Here is a 16701-nt window from a genome sequence, read left to right on the forward strand (position 1 = left end):
AGTCTTATCGCATTTCCTGTACGAGTCTATCCAATTGTGCCGTCAGTTGACTATCGATTCTTAAATCATCCGACTGAATCACCACGCCGGGTGATTGGATCGTTTCGTCTTCGATCAGGGTCAACTGTTGCTTCTGTCCTGCCGACTGGATGAATCGATCAAGATGCGCGCCTAAACGTTCACGGTCCTCTGGATGGATCCGAATTTGTAGCGCATGCTCGGCGCGAGCTAGCGAGATTCCGTTGGCAAGCCACTGAAGTAGGATCGACGGATCTAAATCGATTTGACGCTGCACAAGCCGTTCAGCAATGGCAATAGCAAGCGGAATCGTTTCATGTTGCCACTGGCGCAACCATTGCTCGGTCGCTTCTTCTAGTTGTGCAGCAAGCGTCTCGGTCGCTTGGAGACTCTGCGTAATTTTCTGGTCAGCCATCGTCGTGGCTTTTTTGATCGCCATGCTTTCCAGATCTTGTTCCGCCGCTTGCCGCCCTTCTTCGCGAGCGTTGGCCTTAATCTGTTCTACTTCGACCTTGGCATTCTCGATAATCTCCTGCGCTTGCTTTCGTACTTGTTCTAAGTGGCTTCGTGCGCGCCCCAGCACATCTTCCCAGTTGAAGCCCTCGATTTGCTGCAGCGACACTCCCGGCGGGAGATTTCTCGGTTTGAGGATACTAGCCATGATATTTTCTATTGCAGTTAGCAAAGGTCTCCGATTGGCTTAGAATCAAGCAGCCATAAGCTCACTGGATGCGATTGAAAAGAGTCCGAGCTTTGCAGCAGTAGCGACGACTGCCGCTTGTGCCGCATCAATTTCACGCATTGACAATTGCGTATTCGATTTGATTCGCTGCCGCAACCGATTTACTTCCCGTGGATGAATCATTTTTTCGAAACGGGCTAGCCAACGCCGGCTCGCACCAGAGAGCGCCGCCAGTACTGTCTCGGGATCGCATTCGCGAATAATTTTAGCAAGATCGCTCAGCGGTAAATGCATTAGAGAATCGAAATCTTCCGCATCGTACGCGACCGTGTTTGACGATGACGCAACTGAATCGTCGCTAACGATTTTGTCAGAATTGTCAGGAGAAGAATTCCGCGTTTGTTCCGCAATTTTTAGTTCTGGAGCAAGCTTTGATTTCGCGCTGCTGGCTAGAACATCATACGTCGCACTGATTCCGGCAGACACCTCCGGCTCAGACGCTCGTTTGGCAACGTCGGCAAATTGTGCAAATTCGCGTGCAACATTCGGATCGATGCTTTCCATTTGCAACGCCCATTGCGAGCGCATAGCTTCGGGTAGGGATTCGAAGATTCCCCTGGCCTTTTGCAGCCCCCATTGATTTGTCAGCGACTGATTTCGAAATTCACGCAAACGGCCGTTCAGCTGGCTACAAATCTCTTCTAGCACTTCCGGTGAAGTCGAACCGATTTTCGGCATTTCTGCTAACGTCTCGACGGCAATGCGGCCTGGCAGTTCCTGAAGTATTTCAGACGCCAGCATTTTCGGAGCCTGCGCTACAATGGACGCAATAATGATGGGGCGTTCCGATTTCAGCAGTTGCGCCCACTCGGATGTGGTCGCGTCGAACCAAGCGATGTCTGCCGATGGCGGCGAGTGTTGTCCGCTTAAATCAGAAATCTGTGGACTGGCAGTTTCTGCCCCGGAAACACCTACTGGCATGCTATAGGTAATGTCGGCGCGATCGATAGTCGATGCTGATTGGGCTAACAGCATTTCCGCCGGACTGGCATAGCTGGGGGCAGGAGGTTTGGAGCCGGAGTCGCGTGGCTTGGTCGCGGGTTTGTTGGATGATAATTTCAGAATCGGTGTGAGTGCCGCGAATGCTTCGTCACGTTCGTGCGGTGTCACGCTGCCGAGGCGACCAATCAAAGATCGAATTGGCTTGGCGATATCGGGCGGTAAAGAAGAAAGGATCTGCCGAGCAGTTTTGGCGTCGACGCTCGTTAGCACGATTGCGATCTGCCGAATCTTGTTTTGTGATTCGGCCTTTGCCATAGTCAGTCCTTTCGCGTTCGTAGTTGCGTGCCGTCAGAAATCTGTTCGCATTGACATTTCAATCTTTAATGTTTTTTGAGATTTCAGAGCAAGATTAATTCGTTGTTAATCTGGGAAAGTTGAAGCAACTTCAACTGCAGCTATTCGCACACCGGGCTACTGCCGCAAAGGGGTCGAGGCTAAGCAGCCTCACCAATCCAACTGCGCAAGAGCGAAGCGGCCGCGTCTGGATTTTCGCGGACCATGGAAGTTAGCTCTTCCTTAATCTCGCTACCCGTAATATTGAATTTCCGCCGATCGCCATTCTCGTCTACCTCTTCCCCATCTTCATCAAGCTCTGGCTCTAGTGCAGACAAATCCCAGGTCGACGGATCTTCCAACTGAATACTAAATCCTCGTTCAAAATCCGAATCAACGTTGCCGACGGGGGCGGTTTTCGAAAAAGAACGAAGCATCATCAACGCCATACCTGCCAATGTGAACATCCCAAACCATTGCCAGCTGCCTAAGGCAAAGACTAGCAAATTCTCCGCCATACTCGGACCAGGAATGAGGGGAGCTGGCGTATCCAAATAGTCGGTAACCGTTACACTTGGGAACCGATCTGCACCAGCGGAAACCGAGGGAACTAAAGCCGCGAGCGTCGTCTGAATCTTCTTATTGACTTCGTCTTTCACCGCTGCGACGCCTTGTACAAAGACAGTCTTGTCGATGCTGGTAAGATCGCTCGTCGTTTTGTCTGGGTTCTCGTCCAACCACTTCCGATGAAACGCTGTTTTGTAATAGGAAGTCGGTATTGAGACTGAAATCGTAGCATAAGTTGGCTTTAGGCCAATTTTGTCGGTGATCGTAGTCTCTCGGCCGGTGACCTTTTTTTCTTCTGTTACCGATTCTTTCGTCTTTGAAGTCTCTTGCGACTGCCCTTGTAAGGATGCAGAACGGTTGGCTATCGCATTTGGTTCAGCTCCGGGCCGACCACCTTCGATCGGCTCGCTTGACGACGACTCGCGTTTCGTTTCACTCGTTTGTAGCGTCGTAGGTTTCTCGTTGTACTTCAGGATCTCTGAGGCTTCACGAATGGTAGGATCCAAATCGACGGTAACTTCCAAACGTACATCACCGTAGTCAGCGAGCAAGTTTCGGGCTTTAGTACGAAGCTCTTCTTCGTATTTCTTTTTCACGTGATAAAATTTCTGCTGCTCGGCCGTCATCGGATCGGTACTACCGTGCATGACAGCGCCGTTGTCCATATCCATGACGGAAATATTTTCATACTTCAAACCAGCGAACCCGGCAGCAACTTGGTGCATAATGTCACGCTTCTGCTGATCAGATAGCGATGAGTTTGCGTGAGGCCTAACCCAGACGCTTGCGGTCTGTTGCTTGGCTGTACTGAAACCATTTCGTTGCTCGTCGTAGGTAACAAACGCATCTTCGACGAAACTTAAGCTCTTGATAGCGTTAGCAATGTCGCCTTCGCGTGCCGCACGGATTCTTTGACGTGAACTTTCGATTGGCTCCAGAAAGCTCTGAGCCGAAAGTGCCTGATCGATGGAACTTCCCAAGTGCTTAGGAAAGGCGTTGTTTTCAGCCAACGCCTTCATATACTCATGCCGCTTGGCGGCAGGCACTTGGATACGCCGTCCGATCAACTCGTAGTCCGATAGAGCAGCGGTGCTGAAAGCAACTTCGGCAGCATCAAGCTCCGATTCGCTCAGCGCTCGTCCAGTGAACAAGTACTCCATCGTTTGGCCTGTTGTCCCTTGAACAAGGAACGCCGAACTGACCACTACAGCCGCCAACAATAGTCCTGCCAATATCCGGGACCCCGGAGTCATGGAAAGGAATAATTCGCGAGCTTGTGAAATTAGTTGATTGAAGAATTGCATAGTTTATACGTGGATCGCTTGAATCTCTTCGTATGCCTTCATAAGTTTGTTTCTTACTTGAACCAAAAGACGAAACGCCATATCGGCTTTCTGGATACTGGTGATAACTTCTGCGGAATTCACATCACCTCCAGTCAGCAACTGTTGGATCTGATCTTGAGACTCCGCCTGTGCGTTATTGACGCTGCTGACACCTCGAGCCAAAAGGTCTGCGAAATCCTTTGGACCTTGTCCTTGTTCTGCAGGCGTGTTCGAGCGAACACCGTGCTGAGCAAGGCGCTGCGAAAACTCGGTAAGTAGTGAATTTTGATTTACTTGCATCGCAAATCCATTTGCGTGCTCAAATTCTTGTTAAGTTATAATAGAACAAAAGGGCCCACGAACTATTCCGTGTAATAATCGGAGTACCTTCGGTTAAGCTAGAATACTGAGCGTCTGTCGGTGTAGCCCCTTGCTCACTTCCATAACGCCTAAGTTTGCCTCGTAGGCGCGTGAAGCTTCCAGAGCGTCGACAAACTGTTCGTTCATGTTAACGTTAGGATATGCAACATAGCCTTTCCACTTGCCATCCTTAATCGCCAATGGATGGTCGGGTTGGAAACGATACAGAGGTTCGCTCTGGTCAATTTCAACACTATCGACTTTAACTCCGGTAAGCCCTTTTCCTCCGTTATACTCATCCGTTTTAAATACGACGAAACGTTCTTGATAAGGTTTGGCTTCCCCTTTTTCGTTGGTCAAAGTCGACATATTTGCAATATTGCCGGAGATTGTATTCAGCCTGGCTCGTTGCGCGACCAGAGCGCTAGTACTAACATCGATTGCAGATAGCATTTATGGTTTCCTTTTACACGTTTACAGATTCGGATATGGCCATTTGTAGTTGATGCATCTGGTGTCGCAGAATTGTCACGGCTGTCGAGTGCATCGCTTGGTTCTTGCTAATGGCAGTCACCTGCTGTTCTAAACTGACATCGCTGCCATCGTGATATAGTATTTGTTCAAAGGCTTTGCGAACGTGTTGCTGCGCTTGTTCCTCGGACACTCCGTCCACACCAGCCTGGCTCGAGCCTTCCGCGACGCCACTCTTTTCGGCGTTGATGCGTTCACCCAATGCCTTATGGAAGTCCTCAACCGAAAGGTCTTGCGTCTGATAGTCAGGGGTATCAAGATTTGCAATGTTGCTTGCCAGCAACTGGTGACGTCGCTCCGCAAATTTCACCGTCTCGACCAAATTGTCGACTGATGCGTTTTGAAAAACTCCGTTCCACATATTTGCAGTGCCTTGTCCTTAGGCGTTTCCTGTTCGTGTTTTATTCGCCATCTTTCATGCTTGCTATCCTTCTAAGGAAAGCGATGCGTAGTCAACACTCTCGGAGTTGGCTTCGTATGCACGTTCCACAGACGCGGAATCATGAATTTGCTGCAAGTGAGCACTGATCAGAGTTCGTTCATCCTTTAACTGTTCGATCGCTTGGCTTTCCAAGACGAGCAAATCACGGATGATCTGATCGCACTGTGCCAGTTCCGCCTTGCATGCCAAGCGCTTCGCTTCGCTTTCCCAGCGTCTTTCGGCTGGTTCTTGAACATTGAAAGGCTTGAGTTCGGCTTGAACTTTTTGAAGTGCCTCCATGGCATCGTTCTTATGGCTTAGATGTGCTAGCAATTGGTCGACATCTTGCGCTGCTACTAAAGCTGTTTGTTGCAGCGTCATTTGTTTAATCGTCTGCAACAGCAGCAGCTTTCGCTGAACGATTTCGTGCAAATGGTTTGTAGAGAGCGTATCCATAGTGGTCGACACTAGCATGTGTTCGCTTTGGAGCCAACATGAAAGCTTGAGTCAAAATCCGAATTTTTCGGATTTTTTCTACTCATCCTGGCTACGTGCCCGGGTCTGGTAACCCACGGCAGTGCAAGCTCCGCCTGCGCATTTCTAACGTCTAATCAGCCCGCAGGAGAGAGGCGGAGCCTCCGAGGCAGTTCGTTCCCAGGCGGAGCCTGGGAACGAGTTACGACTGGCTACAAGGCTCCGCCTGGTAACCCATTGCACTGCAGGCTCCGCCTGCGCATTTCTAACGTCTAACCAGCATGCAGAAAAGAGGCGGAGCCTACGAGGCAGTTCATTCCCAGGCAGAGCCTGGGAACGAGATATGACTGGTTACCAGGCTCCGCCTGGTAACCCACTGCACTGCAGGCTCCGCCTGCGCATTTCTAACGTCTAATCAGCCCGCAGAAGAGAGGCGGTGCCTCCGAGGCAGTTCATTCCCAGGCAGAGCCTGGGAACGAGAAATTGCTTATACTTTTTTTCAATACAATTGTGCAGAGATGCTCCATTCCACAGTCCGGAGTAAAAATAATGAGCCGATCTCGCTATCGTTTTGGCGACAGTCATTATCCACATTTCATGACCAGTACCACTGTAGCTTGGCTCCCCGTTTTCTCTGACCCCGAGTTTGCTCAAGTAATTCTGGATAGCCTAAGGTTCATCCAAACACATCGCGACATTGACGTTTTGGCTTGGGTGCTACTCGAGAATCATATCCATTGGATCGGAGTTGGCCCACTGCTTCCGAAGTGTGTTGCGGCGTTCAAGTCGTTTACGGCAACCTCTATCATCAAGCTAATGGAAAAGAAAGGCGCAAGGACAATGCTGCAAGAATTGCAATTTTATAAACTACGACATAAGTTGGACCAAGATCATCAACTTTGGCAGGAAGGTAGCCATCCCAAGATTATTGAAACCGAAGAAATGATGTGGCAAAAAATTGAGTACATTCATAACAATCCGCTACGTCGAGGCTATGTCGATGATCCGCTGCACTGGCGATATTCAAGTGCGCGTTCTTACGCTGGCTTGCCCGAACTGATTAACGTAAAAACGGATTGGCGTTAGCTCGTAGAATGTGCTGGGTGACTGGTTACCAGGCTCCGCCTGGTAACCCACTGCACCGCAGGCTCTGCCTGCACATTTCTAACATTTAAACGTCACGCAGAAGAGAGGCGGAGCCTCTGAGGCAGTTCATTCCCAGCCAGAGCCTGGGAACGAGATATGACTGGTTCCCAGACTCCGCCTGGTAACCCACTGCACCGCAGGCTCTGCCTGCGCATTTCTAACGTCTAATCAGCCCGCAGAAGAGAGGCGGAGCCTCCGAGGCAGTTCGTTCCCAGGCAGAGCCTGGGAACGAGATACGACTGGTTACCAGGCTCCGCCTGGTAACCCACTGCACTGCAGGCTCTGCCTGCGCATTTCTAACGTCTAATCAGCCCGCAGGAGAGAGGCGGAGCCTCTGAGGCAGTTCATTCCCAGGCGGAGCCTGGGAACGAGATTAAAGAGTTGTCTTCATCCAATCGAGAAAACTGGCCCAGTTTTCTTTTGATCCGCGGGTTGATTCGGCAAAAAGATTCGGGTTGCTTGCATCCAACCGGCTCAGCAAATCGCTCGCTTGGTTCAGCGTTCGCAACGCTTCGTCATTGCGTCCCAGTTGCTGGGAGCACTGGGCTGCTCGCGTAAGGGCTTCCAGGGCTATTGGTTCTGTCAAAAATCGGTTCGCTGCATTTCGGTAAGTCTGGAGCGCCTGCTCATACTGAAGTGTCTCGTACATCAAATCCGCTTCGCCAAGATAGCTGTTTCGCAACATTCGCTGCCGCTCCGAATCCAACGCCAGCAAGTCACCAGTCTGATTTATCTTGTCGCGCAGCAGCCCATAGGCTTTTTGCGCCGCCCCCAACAACGCATCGCGCTCCTGACGATGATTCTCTCGCGAATCCACACTCGCAAGCTTTGCCGTGTTAAGCTGCAACTTGGGCCACTCCGCGGCAATACGATATCCTTCAGCGATCCTATAGAGGCAATAATAGATTCTCGGATCGTCTGGATATCGCTGAATTGCTTCCTCAAGTCGCTGGATGCCCTGCAATAGCATCGCCTGGGACTTTTGCATCTCATCGAACAGATTCTTTTGTTCGGCAAGCGAAGCTGAATCGTACATCGAACGTACTTTTGCAATATCGTCGATCCCTGAGCGGCAATACAGCAAACCGACCTCGAACAGGCTATCGCGCCAAATCTGGCTTTCGGGCGTTAAGTTGCCATCATACAAGTTCGCCAACAACTGCTCGGCGGCACCATCATATTTGAATTGATCAAGTAAAATCTTGGCAGTCTGCAAGCGAGCTTCGTAAGCCAATGGATGGTTCGGCATCGAAGCCACACACCGCCGCAGCGCTTCAATCGCAGCATCTGTTTGTCCTAGCTCAAAAAAGTTGCCCGCTTTTTTTAGCAAAGCTTTCGGATGAGTATCGCGCGGCTGAATATCTAAATAGCGGTCCAGCAGTAGGGTGCTGCGAACGTAGTCTTTCGCAAGCTCATAACACTCGATGGCAGACCATAGGAGGTCGGGGTAGTCGACAGCAATAAGTTGTGTGTTCGAGAGCTGTTCGTAATTGCGCCCTGCTTGAGCGAACAGTTTTTGCGCTGAGATTGCTGCTTCTTCATTTTGTCGAGTCTGTAAAGTGGTCGAGACCGCTTTCACCTGCCCTTTGGCTCGCTCCATTTCAGCCCACCCCCGATACGCAGGAGCCCGCAGTCGCAGACGATCTTCATCCTTCACGAACGCAGGCACGTTGTCACTGAACGCGACTGCTTTGTCGAAAGCTTCGCCATCCAAGAATCTGTTAGCTGCTCCCAGAAGTTTTTCGCGAAGCATGGCGAGAGGACGCCAAGTGTTGGTATACCACCGTACTTCGCCAAAACCGTTGGACATTTGCCGAAGTGTTCCAATTGCGTCATCCCAGCGTTGCAGTTCGGCTAACAGATCAATTTCTTCGACGGCCGCCGCCACCGACTCGATCGTTTGCGGCGAGCCTGTTCGCAGGCTAGACAACGCACTAATCGCTTCTTCGTTTCTTCCTAACGCACGGTAACACAATGATTGCAGATACTTGGCTCGCAGTTTATCCTGCGGATTGGCTGTAGGCGCTCGCATGACACTGACCAAGCGTTCGACGACAGACTCAACCTCCCGCCTCAACTCGGGCGTGATTTCTTGCGACTCACTTTGTCCAACAATGCTTTTCCAAAGTTCGTCCCAGTGAATTGATGCGATCAATAGATCTGAATCTGGTCGATGCCTGCTATCAACTGCGATCGCTTGCGCTGTCTCGATTGCTTCGTCTTTTTTTCCAGAAGCCAGACGCAAACGTGCCAGGGCCAGCTGCGCAAGATCCAGCTGCTCTTGCGTAATGGCTGGGAAACGTGTCCAGCGATCAATGGTCTTTTCAACTTCTTGAACCTTCGGCAAAGGCGCCGTAAGTTGGATGTTTACCAGATCTTGGATAGCATCGAATCGCGATTGCGGAAGTCGATCGATGGCAACTTTCAAAAATGGCTTTGCCTCCTCCGGGCGGTTCAACTCGTTTAACGTCTTACCGAAATAGTAATTGCCGATGCCTTCAAACCCGGCCGGAAACTTAAGTTCGTTCGACTTACTGAGCAGTTTGTCCGCTTCTTCAAGACTCGCAAAGTAAGACTGCTTCAGGGTCGATTTTGCCGCCTTATCGTAGGCACGGACTCCTTTAATCAGATTGAACTTGGATTTATCTTCGTCCGCTTCCAACTGTTCAGCATCAATTCCATCGATAAAGCGAGCAGCGCCTTGGATGTCCCCCTTCTGCATCTGTCGCAGTGCAATGTCCAGCTTGATTGTGGGCGTTACCCCGCCCGGACCTGCGATCCAAGCGAACGCTAATGCGGCGGCAAGGACGGAACCGACCGCGCAGCCGATAACGGCCACTGGTTTGATCCAGCCGGAGCGATTTCGGGCGCTGATTGAATAACGATGCATATCTACAACATCGGTTATTCTCGCCGTCCAAGTTTGCCAGCCTAACTGGCAAGTCGATTGCCTTCGCTAAGCCCCGCGGGATGTAGGAATCGCAACGGTTGTGAGTTGCGAACGAAACCGGCTAACGTCGATGAAAAACTCGTTTGCGTCGAAAGGTCGACTTGCCGAAACTGCCTGATCTGCTAAACAGTCAACCTGATTGATTCGGTAAGGTTGTGGCGTTAGGTATACGTCGCACAAGACTGAATAGGAATTGGCCTGAAAAATAGTGTCCGATCCAACCGTAAGACAGATCTACTTTGAACTTTGAGACGAAGCTATGCAAACGTTGCAATTGATCCGTGAATTAAAACAACCTGCTGACAGTAAAATTGTGATGCTTGTCGCCGACGGGCTTGGCGGACTGCCGATGAAGCCGGGTGGAAAGACGGAGCTGGAAACTGCGAAAACGCCGAATTTGGATGCACTGGCCGCCGAAGGTGTGCAAGGCGCAAGTATTCCTGTCAAACCGGGCATTGCTCCTGGAAGCGGACCTGGGCATCTTGGACTTTTTGGCTACGATCCGCTTCACTATCAGATTGGCCGCGGCGCGTTGGAAGCGACCGGCATCGGATTTGAACTGCAACCGAACGATGTCGCGATCCGGTGCAACTTTTGCACGCTTGATAAAGATGGAAACATTTCCGATCGTCGCGCCGGCCGAATCAGTAGCGACGAAAGTGCGCCGCTGGCAATCTCGCTTCGTCAAATCAAGATTCCTGGCATCGAAATCTTCGTCGAACCAGTCAAAGAACACCGCTTCGTCGCTGTCTTCCGTGGCGAGGGATTGGGCGGCAATGTAGCTGACACTGATCCGCAGCGCACCGGAGTCCCACCACTTGCCGCCGTTGCAAATGACGCGGCCAGTAAGAAGACGGCGGAGGTTGCCAACGAGTTCCTGAAACAGGCCAAGCAGATTCTGGCGAGCCACCCGAAGGCGAACTTCCACACAATGCGTGGCTTTGCAACCAAGCCAAATTTGCCAAGCTATGAAGAGATCTATGGCTTGCGAGCAGCAGCGATTGCCGTTTACCCAATGTACAAAGGCCTCGCTCGCCTTGCAGGCATGAGCATCATTGGAGAAGCAGCAACCCTTCAAGAACAAATCGATGTACTCAAGAAGTCATGGGAACAGTACGACTTCTTTTTTATCCACTTCAAATACACCGATAGCACCGGAGAAGATGGCAACTTCGACGAAAAAGTTCGGCGCATTGAAGAGCTCGATGCGATCATGCCTCAGATTCGGCAGCTAAACCCAACCGTCTTGATCGTTACCGGCGACCACAGTACACCAAGCTATCTCAAGAGCCACTCTTGGCATCCGGTTCCAACGCTGCTGCATTCCGACTGCTGCCGCCCCGATCCGCAGACGCAGTTCTCAGAATCGACTTGCATCACAGGGGGCTTGGGACATTTCGAAGCTCAGTATCTGATGGCAATGGCAATGTCGAACGCTGGAAGAATGGGCAAATACGGCGCATAAATCCAGGCGTAACAAAGACCATATTTGCGACGATCATCATGGTGCCAAAGGTGATCATGCCTAAGAAAATCGCAATGGATAGATGAACGCAGAATGCGATTGCCAGCACGATCGGGCGGCTTCGCATTGGCCATACGGCCACACAATAAAACATTTCCCAGAAAATCGTGAAATGGGTGATCAAGCCGCCTAGCATAGGCCACCGCCCAATCCACGTAAAATCAAGGCTCTGATATTCGTAGGACGCGGCAGCGAACCAGATGGCTGATCCGTCCCACCACATCGAACCTCGCATCTTGCTGAGCCCACCAAACAAATAGATAACGCAGAGCTGCAACTGGATCAGTCTAGTTGCAAATGTCACCATTGAAGAAGGCTCTTTCGAAGGCAACAGCCATTGCAGGCTAGACGATATCGCTTTCTCGGGTCCATCTGACTTCGTTAACCGCGATCGTATCAACGCGTCAAGACTTAAGACTGCGGAACTGGGGGCGAGTGCTAAACCAAACGCGAGCATCATGACGGTTTGGTCTAGCCCAAACAGGTGTCCCGTCGCTCGGTGACAAATCATCAACGTCAAAAACCAAGCGCACGCAGTCGTAACTCGCCCTAGAAACCCAACCGCCATAGCTAAACTCATTACGACAGCCAGAAACTCGTGCATCCAGAGCATTGTCATCGAGTCAGTGAAGCGCAAATACGACCACGTATAATCGTACTGGTGAATCAACTGATGCGTCGCAATGTCAATCAATGCGTTAGGCCCAAAGAAATCGCCTAATCGCAGGCACCATACGAGATGCATATAAGCTAACATCAGACCCGTAAAGACACGGATCACGGCTAGCGTATGAGCCGTACTGGCGTTGAACCAGAATCGCCCCCAGCCATCGACCGCTGCAAACCATAACGAACGAAAGTAATCGAGCATCATCGTTGCACCGCTTCTTGTGGTGCTGCTTCCGCAGGGACCAGTTCGCCGGTCTCTGGTAGACTTAGTTGCACCGGTGGATAAAGGCGCGGTGGCGTATGCGCTGCTGGCGACTCTCCCAGATCGTCAAAGCGATACGCTCCAGGCAACATGTTTTGCTCGAGCATATCGATCGACTCCGGCAACTCTCGGTAAAGTCGATCGTCGTCTAGTTTCCAGCCTTGTTCAAAGTGTTGAAATTCGTCCGGCAGCAGGTGTTCTACTCGATATATTTGAAAACGCCGCTCTGGAAATTTCCACTCTAAGTGCTTGCGTAGCGAGTCGTTCAAAGCCTTATAAAGCGCTTTGCTGCGTTGCAGTCCTTCATCGGGCGATGCCCCCTGCCCTTCAACGGAATCGGGCATATCGAGCGGCACAAACAGAGAATTGTAAAACTCGGTGAACATAAAGTAGCGATGATAAAGCAACCGCGGTTTGTGCAATCGTTTATCAGGATAGACGACTCGCTCTGGTGCTCCGTTCTCGTTGGCGGTTTGGTTTGCTTGCGCGTCATTAAAAACACACGCAACTAAATGCGATGGTCCAGGATTAGGTGCAAAGAAGAAATAACCGTGGCTGAGATACATCATGTCAATGTAGGGCGCAAGTCCACGACGCAATAAGGTGGCATGCGGAGCCCCGCGTGGCGTTGTTGTTTGCGAAGCAAATCGCAGAGGTTCAGCAACAACAGCAAGGATATGAACAACGGCGAAGAGGCTCAGCAAAGCAAATGAAATCTTCGAAACAGTGATTCGCACGGGCGGTTCGGAATTGTGGGAAGCGGTCACGTCCGCTCCCGATGGTGATTCGTTGAGCAGAGGGCTCCTGCGCGGACGTTTGCGTGACATGTTGAACCGATACAATACTTAAGGGTTGGTCGGAAAGGCAAACTGACAGACAACGGGCAGGTGCATTTGCCTGTTAGCTTCTTTCGTCGACTTAGATTATTCCGACAACTTGCGCATGGCCACGGTAAGCTCGCTTAGGCTTAGACTTTGGTTGTCATCCGTGTCGGCCATTTCAAAAAACTTCCGATGCTTTTGCGGCAGTTCCAACTTCGAGATCTGCCCATTCGCATCAGCGTCCCATTCTATGAATCGGAAACTTGCCTCGGCATCTACCTGTGACGATTTGTCATTCGCTCCATCATCAGCAGTGTGCGAAACAGGAACGGCGATATCGAAATAGCCGATCATCATTTCATCATCGGTTTGATCTCCCCAGCGCACCGTTTGGCTTGAGTCTGGATTGTAGGGATTCTCGTCCGAATTATCGAAAGCAGCCCGACAGTAGACTCGACTGCCAGCGGGAATTTTCATTCGTTCTGAAACTTCATAGGCGGTTTGCCAATTGAAGTCATACTTGGGCACATCAAGCAAGGGTAGTCGATCGCCATTGGGTTTTAGAAGTTCGTAACTAAACGACTTACCACGCAAATGCATGTGCGGGCTCATGCACACGAGTTCACAATCGGGCAACTTTTCAGGCAAAATCGACGACGTTTCCCAGTTCGAATCACCAGGTGGAATTTGCAAGCGAGGCTGAACAACGCTGGTCGTTTTGACTTCATGCGTGATCGTTGTAGGATCGGCAAATAGGAAGCCGATACGGCTTAGATCTTCCTGCTCGGTGCCAATCGGCGTGTAATGCACTTGGAAGATCAGGATGGAACCTGCTTCGACCTTCTTGGCCATTCCATCTGGATAAGGTTTAAACCGAGTACCGGGGACGTACCCTGTAAGATAGCTTCGTTCTCCCCCGAGATCTCGTACTTGATTTGGGTGTTTTGCGAACACCAGAACATGATGGACAACGCTTCGATTTCCCGGTTGAATCTCCGCAGCCTGAACCCATTTGTCTTCGGTGAACTTTGGATCGACGCTAAAGTATTGGTACTTTATCTCGCCCGTCGCATTCACCGCGAACGGCTCAGTTCGCATATCGAGAACCAGATCTGGCTCGCGTGGCAATTGCCATCCCGTCGTATAGACCTTTGCGGCCGGCAACAATGCTTTATCACCTTCGGGACAACCTCCTCGGATCCACTCTTGTAACATGGACAACTCGATTTCACTTAACGAACGATCGTTAGCGAAGTGTCCGACAGTTGGATTTGCGTGCCATGGCGGCATTCTTTTCTCGCTGACGACTTCCATGATCATCTCTGACCACGCAGCGACATCAGCATAGTTGTCCAATTGCATTGGCCCGATATCGCCCGCATGATGACATTCGACACAGCGATTTTGAAGTATCGGAGCGATATCCGCACAGTACGTCAGTTGCGTTACTTCGGTCGCGGAACGACGTTGACCGATAAGGCAGCCCATAGCCGGAGTATGTTTGACAAGCACAGGCTTATTCTCCAGCACTAGATTGAGCGCGACTTTCAGATCCTCAATCGTGGGAGCTTGTCGGACATTCCCAATCACATATTGATCGTCGATGCGTCCGGAGTATTGCACTTGACCAGCAGCATCGACAAGAAAAACTTCAGGGGTGCGTGTCGCGCCGTACATCCGCGCCGCGCTGCAGTCAGGGTCTTTGAGAAATGGGATCGTAAGCTGTTGGCGATTCGCGAAAGCCATCATATCGTTCAGCGAGTCTTGCTCGTTTGAATCGATCGCTACGAACTTCACACCGCGATCATCAAAATCTTTTTGTAGTTGTTGCAGGCGACCTGCATACAACTTTGCTAACGGGCATTCCGTCCCCAAAAAAGCGACGACGTGCACGTGACCTTCATATTCGTCTGCGCTATGAGGCTTGCTGCGATGATCAATCAACGTCCAGGCCTTAGCTTCCGCCAGTTCCTTTTTGATGACGCCCTCGGATCCGACCGGCTCCTGTGCAACAGCAAAACCATTACAGAGCAAAAGGCCTGCCAAGAGTAAAGAAGATTTGTATCGAGTTTGCTTGATCATTTTTGTTCTCATCGTTTCAATTGATGCTGGATGTTGCACTTGAGTTGGGCGTCTCTTTCAGACGATAGAAGAGCGCCACAGGCAATATGAGCAAGGCCATCATTCCGAAAACCGTGTTGATAGGTAATTTGACAAATCCCGCAAACCCTTGAAACAGTTGGTAAAGCGGACCGCTCAGTAAGATGCCAATGAAGTTCGCTTGATTCATCGTCGCGATCATGCGTCCCTTCAATTGGTCAGGCGGACGATCTTGCAAAAACACTTGCAGTGGAATTGCGTAGGTTGCTACAAAAATGCCCAGCAATAAGAGTGTGGCAAAAATCCCCCAATAGCTCAGCAGCGGTAAATTGTCAGCGTTCCAAATCGATAGCACTGTCAGTGTTGCAAACATTCCCCACAGCCCCACAGAAATTTGTGATCGGGCCGAGATTCGTCCTACCGATTGTAAGGCAATCACGACGATCGAGCCCAACATGATGCCAAGTGCGATCGCAGCGACCAAGATGCTTGTCTCAAACTTGTTAACGTCAAGCAAGACTCCGACGCGGTTGATGACGGGGACGCAAATGCCACTGATCAGCCAAAATACGCACGACACGAGCAAGGCTATCAGTAAAGGTTTATCACGCCAAAGGACCGCTCGTATATCCTTATGAAGCCACCATGTGTCACTCGTCAATACAGCGTTAGGTTCTGCAGGCTTTGTCTTTCGGATCAGCAACGACGTTGCAGTCCCCACGACGGCGATCGCAATACAAATGACTGAGCCTTTCCAAAGTGGTCCAGCCTCTGCGTAACCATCGGCACGTGGCACAGCAAACGCGTCAAAGATACTGCCGGCGACCAAGGTTCCTAAGATAATCGCAAGGAAAGTTGTCATCAAAATGACGCCATTAACCGCTGCCAACCTCCGCTTGCTGAACAGCTCAGGCAAGATTCCATATTTTCCGGGCCCAAAGAAAGCACTTTGCATCGCCATTGCAAACAGAACGATCCAAGTACCAAGCATGCCCAACTGGCTGTACATAACAAACGCTACAGCACTGAGAGCCATAATTACGATTTCAGCGATCTTCGAAAGGACGACAACATTCCGTTTGCTGTACTTGTCCGATAGATAACCGGCGAAGCCGCTGAACAGAACGAACGGCAGCGAGAACACCGCCGTCGCCCATCCCTGGACGTCAGCTCCCGCTTCTTCGCCAGCGTCAGCTTGCTGGAGTGCGACAGCGGTCGTGGGAATTGCTAACAGCAAAACGATTTGCTTGTAAACATTGTCGTTAAAGGCGCCTAAAAACTGAGTCGTCGTCATTCCCCAGAAAGATCGGTTTAAATACGGCGGCCCGTCGTCCGTTTCGCTGTGCGCGTGATGATTTAGACGATCTCCCGCCGCGTTTGCAGTGCTCTTAGGCTCCAACGATTCTGAATCGGGTGGCTGGTAGGGAGCGGGTGTGGAATCTTGCATGTGCAGATCTTGCTAGGGATTCGGATTTGGAAGTTCTCCTATCGTAACCAAGCTATCGATCTGCTGCA

14 protein-coding genes are annotated in these 16701 nt (G+C 50.8%); 2 read left to right on the plus strand and 12 right to left on the minus strand.

The window, feature by feature from the left end:
- Positions 1–4: 4 nt before the first annotated feature.
- The 7 genes from SH451x_RS22805 to SH451x_RS22835 all read right to left on the minus strand — a co-directional run bounded on the left by SH451x_RS22805 (position 5) and on the right by SH451x_RS22835 (position 5707).
- The gene (locus tag SH451x_RS22805) at positions 5–679 is read right to left on the minus strand and encodes a FliH/SctL family protein (protein ID WP_479359514.1); all 675 of its coding nucleotides are present in this window, start codon (positions 677–679) and stop codon (positions 5–7) included.
- Between the two features lie 45 nt (positions 680–724).
- A complete protein-coding gene (locus SH451x_RS22810; RefSeq protein ID WP_479359515.1) occupies positions 725–2017 on the minus strand; it encodes a FliG C-terminal domain-containing protein in 1293 nt (430 codons plus the stop codon).
- 179 nt (positions 2018–2196) lie between these two features.
- Complete coding sequence (locus SH451x_RS22815; RefSeq protein WP_479359516.1) at positions 2197–3906, minus strand: hypothetical protein; 1710 nt, start codon at positions 3904–3906, stop codon at positions 2197–2199.
- Positions 3907–3909: 3 nt separating this feature from the next.
- Positions 3910–4227 (minus strand): flagellar hook-basal body complex protein FliE, encoded by a 318-nt coding sequence (gene fliE / locus SH451x_RS22820; protein ID WP_479359518.1) that lies wholly within the window; start codon positions 4225–4227, stop codon positions 3910–3912.
- Positions 4228–4320: 93 nt separating this feature from the next.
- On the minus strand, positions 4321–4740 hold the full coding sequence (gene flgC, locus SH451x_RS22825) for a flagellar basal body rod protein FlgC (RefSeq protein ID WP_479359519.1): 420 nt from the start codon (positions 4738–4740) through the stop codon (positions 4321–4323).
- A gap of 13 nt (positions 4741–4753) precedes the next feature.
- Entirely contained in the window at positions 4754–5179 is a 426-nt protein-coding gene (locus tag SH451x_RS22830; protein ID WP_479359521.1) for a flagellar basal body rod protein FlgB, read from the minus strand.
- A gap of 63 nt (positions 5180–5242) precedes the next feature.
- Positions 5243–5707 (minus strand): hypothetical protein, encoded by a 465-nt coding sequence (locus SH451x_RS22835; RefSeq protein WP_479359522.1) that lies wholly within the window; start codon positions 5705–5707, stop codon positions 5243–5245.
- A 555-nt stretch (positions 5708–6262) separates the two neighbouring features.
- Here SH451x_RS22835 and SH451x_RS22840 point away from each other — a divergent pair.
- Positions 6263–6799 (plus strand): REP-associated tyrosine transposase, encoded by a 537-nt coding sequence (locus tag SH451x_RS22840; RefSeq protein ID WP_479359524.1) that lies wholly within the window; start codon positions 6263–6265, stop codon positions 6797–6799.
- 433 nt (positions 6800–7232) lie between these two features.
- Here SH451x_RS22840 and SH451x_RS22845 read toward each other — a convergent pair whose 3' ends face one another.
- Positions 7233–9749 (minus strand): tetratricopeptide repeat protein, encoded by a 2517-nt coding sequence (locus tag SH451x_RS22845; protein ID WP_479359525.1) that lies wholly within the window; start codon positions 9747–9749, stop codon positions 7233–7235.
- A 319-nt stretch (positions 9750–10068) separates the two neighbouring features.
- On the opposite strand from SH451x_RS22845, the gene SH451x_RS22850 reads away from it, so the two are divergent.
- Positions 10069–11274 (plus strand): 2,3-bisphosphoglycerate-independent phosphoglycerate mutase, encoded by a 1206-nt coding sequence (locus tag SH451x_RS22850; protein ID WP_479359526.1) that lies wholly within the window; start codon positions 10069–10071, stop codon positions 11272–11274.
- On the opposite strand, the gene SH451x_RS22855 is transcribed toward SH451x_RS22850, so the two are convergent.
- From SH451x_RS22855 to SH451x_RS22870, 4 genes are all read right to left on the minus strand, one after another.
- Positions 11186–12208 carry an HTTM domain-containing protein gene (locus tag SH451x_RS22855; protein ID WP_479359527.1) on the minus strand — a complete coding sequence of 341 codons (1023 nt, stop codon included), beginning with the start codon at positions 12206–12208 and terminating at the stop codon, positions 11186–11188. The genes SH451x_RS22850 and SH451x_RS22855 overlap by 89 nt on opposite strands.
- Positions 12205–13092 (minus strand): hypothetical protein, encoded by an 888-nt coding sequence (locus SH451x_RS22860; protein ID WP_479359528.1) that lies wholly within the window; start codon positions 13090–13092, stop codon positions 12205–12207. The genes SH451x_RS22855 and SH451x_RS22860 overlap by 4 nt, the downstream gene beginning before the upstream one ends.
- A 96-nt stretch (positions 13093–13188) precedes the next feature.
- Positions 13189–15168: a redoxin domain-containing protein gene (locus SH451x_RS22865; protein WP_479359529.1), complete on the minus strand. Its 1980-nt coding sequence runs from the start codon at positions 15166–15168 to the stop codon at positions 13189–13191.
- 16 nt (positions 15169–15184) lie between these two features.
- A complete protein-coding gene (locus SH451x_RS22870) occupies positions 15185–16633 on the minus strand; it encodes an MFS transporter (protein ID WP_479359530.1) in 1449 nt (482 codons plus the stop codon).
- Positions 16634–16701 lie beyond the last annotated feature (68 nt).

The sequence above is a fragment of the Njordella aestuarii genome, assembly GCF_056494165.1.

Bases quoted from the DNA above. Each gene is read 5' to 3' on its own strand.
- SH451x_RS22805 (WP_479359514.1), bottom strand. From the start codon at position 679: ATGGCTAGTATCCTCAAACCGAGAAATCTCCCGCCGGGAGTGTCGCTG.
- SH451x_RS22810 (WP_479359515.1), bottom strand. From the start codon at position 2,017: ATGGCAAAGGCCGAATCACAAAACAAGATTCGGCAGATCGCAATCGTG.
- SH451x_RS22815 (WP_479359516.1), bottom strand. From the start codon at position 3,906: ATGCAATTCTTCAATCAACTAATTTCACAAGCTCGCGAATTATTCCTT.
- fliE (WP_479359518.1), bottom strand. From the start codon at position 4,227: ATGCAAGTAAATCAAAATTCACTACTTACCGAGTTTTCGCAGCGCCTT.
- flgC (WP_479359519.1), bottom strand. From the start codon at position 4,740: ATGCTATCTGCAATCGATGTTAGTACTAGCGCTCTGGTCGCGCAACGA.
- SH451x_RS22830 (WP_479359521.1), bottom strand. From the start codon at position 5,179: ATGTGGAACGGAGTTTTTCAAAACGCATCAGTCGACAATTTGGTCGAG.
- SH451x_RS22840 (WP_479359524.1), top strand. From the start codon at position 6,263: ATGAGCCGATCTCGCTATCGTTTTGGCGACAGTCATTATCCACATTTC.
- SH451x_RS22845 (WP_479359525.1), bottom strand. From the start codon at position 9,749: ATGCATCGTTATTCAATCAGCGCCCGAAATCGCTCCGGCTGGATCAAA.
- SH451x_RS22850 (WP_479359526.1), top strand. From the start codon at position 10,069: ATGCAAACGTTGCAATTGATCCGTGAATTAAAACAACCTGCTGACAGT.
- SH451x_RS22855 (WP_479359527.1), bottom strand. From the start codon at position 12,208: ATGATGCTCGATTACTTTCGTTCGTTATGGTTTGCAGCGGTCGATGGC.
- SH451x_RS22860 (WP_479359528.1), bottom strand. From the start codon at position 13,092: ATGTCACGCAAACGTCCGCGCAGGAGCCCTCTGCTCAACGAATCACCA.
- SH451x_RS22865 (WP_479359529.1), bottom strand. From the start codon at position 15,168: ATGATCAAGCAAACTCGATACAAATCTTCTTTACTCTTGGCAGGCCTT.
- SH451x_RS22870 (WP_479359530.1), bottom strand. From the start codon at position 16,633: ATGCAAGATTCCACACCCGCTCCCTACCAGCCACCCGATTCAGAATCG.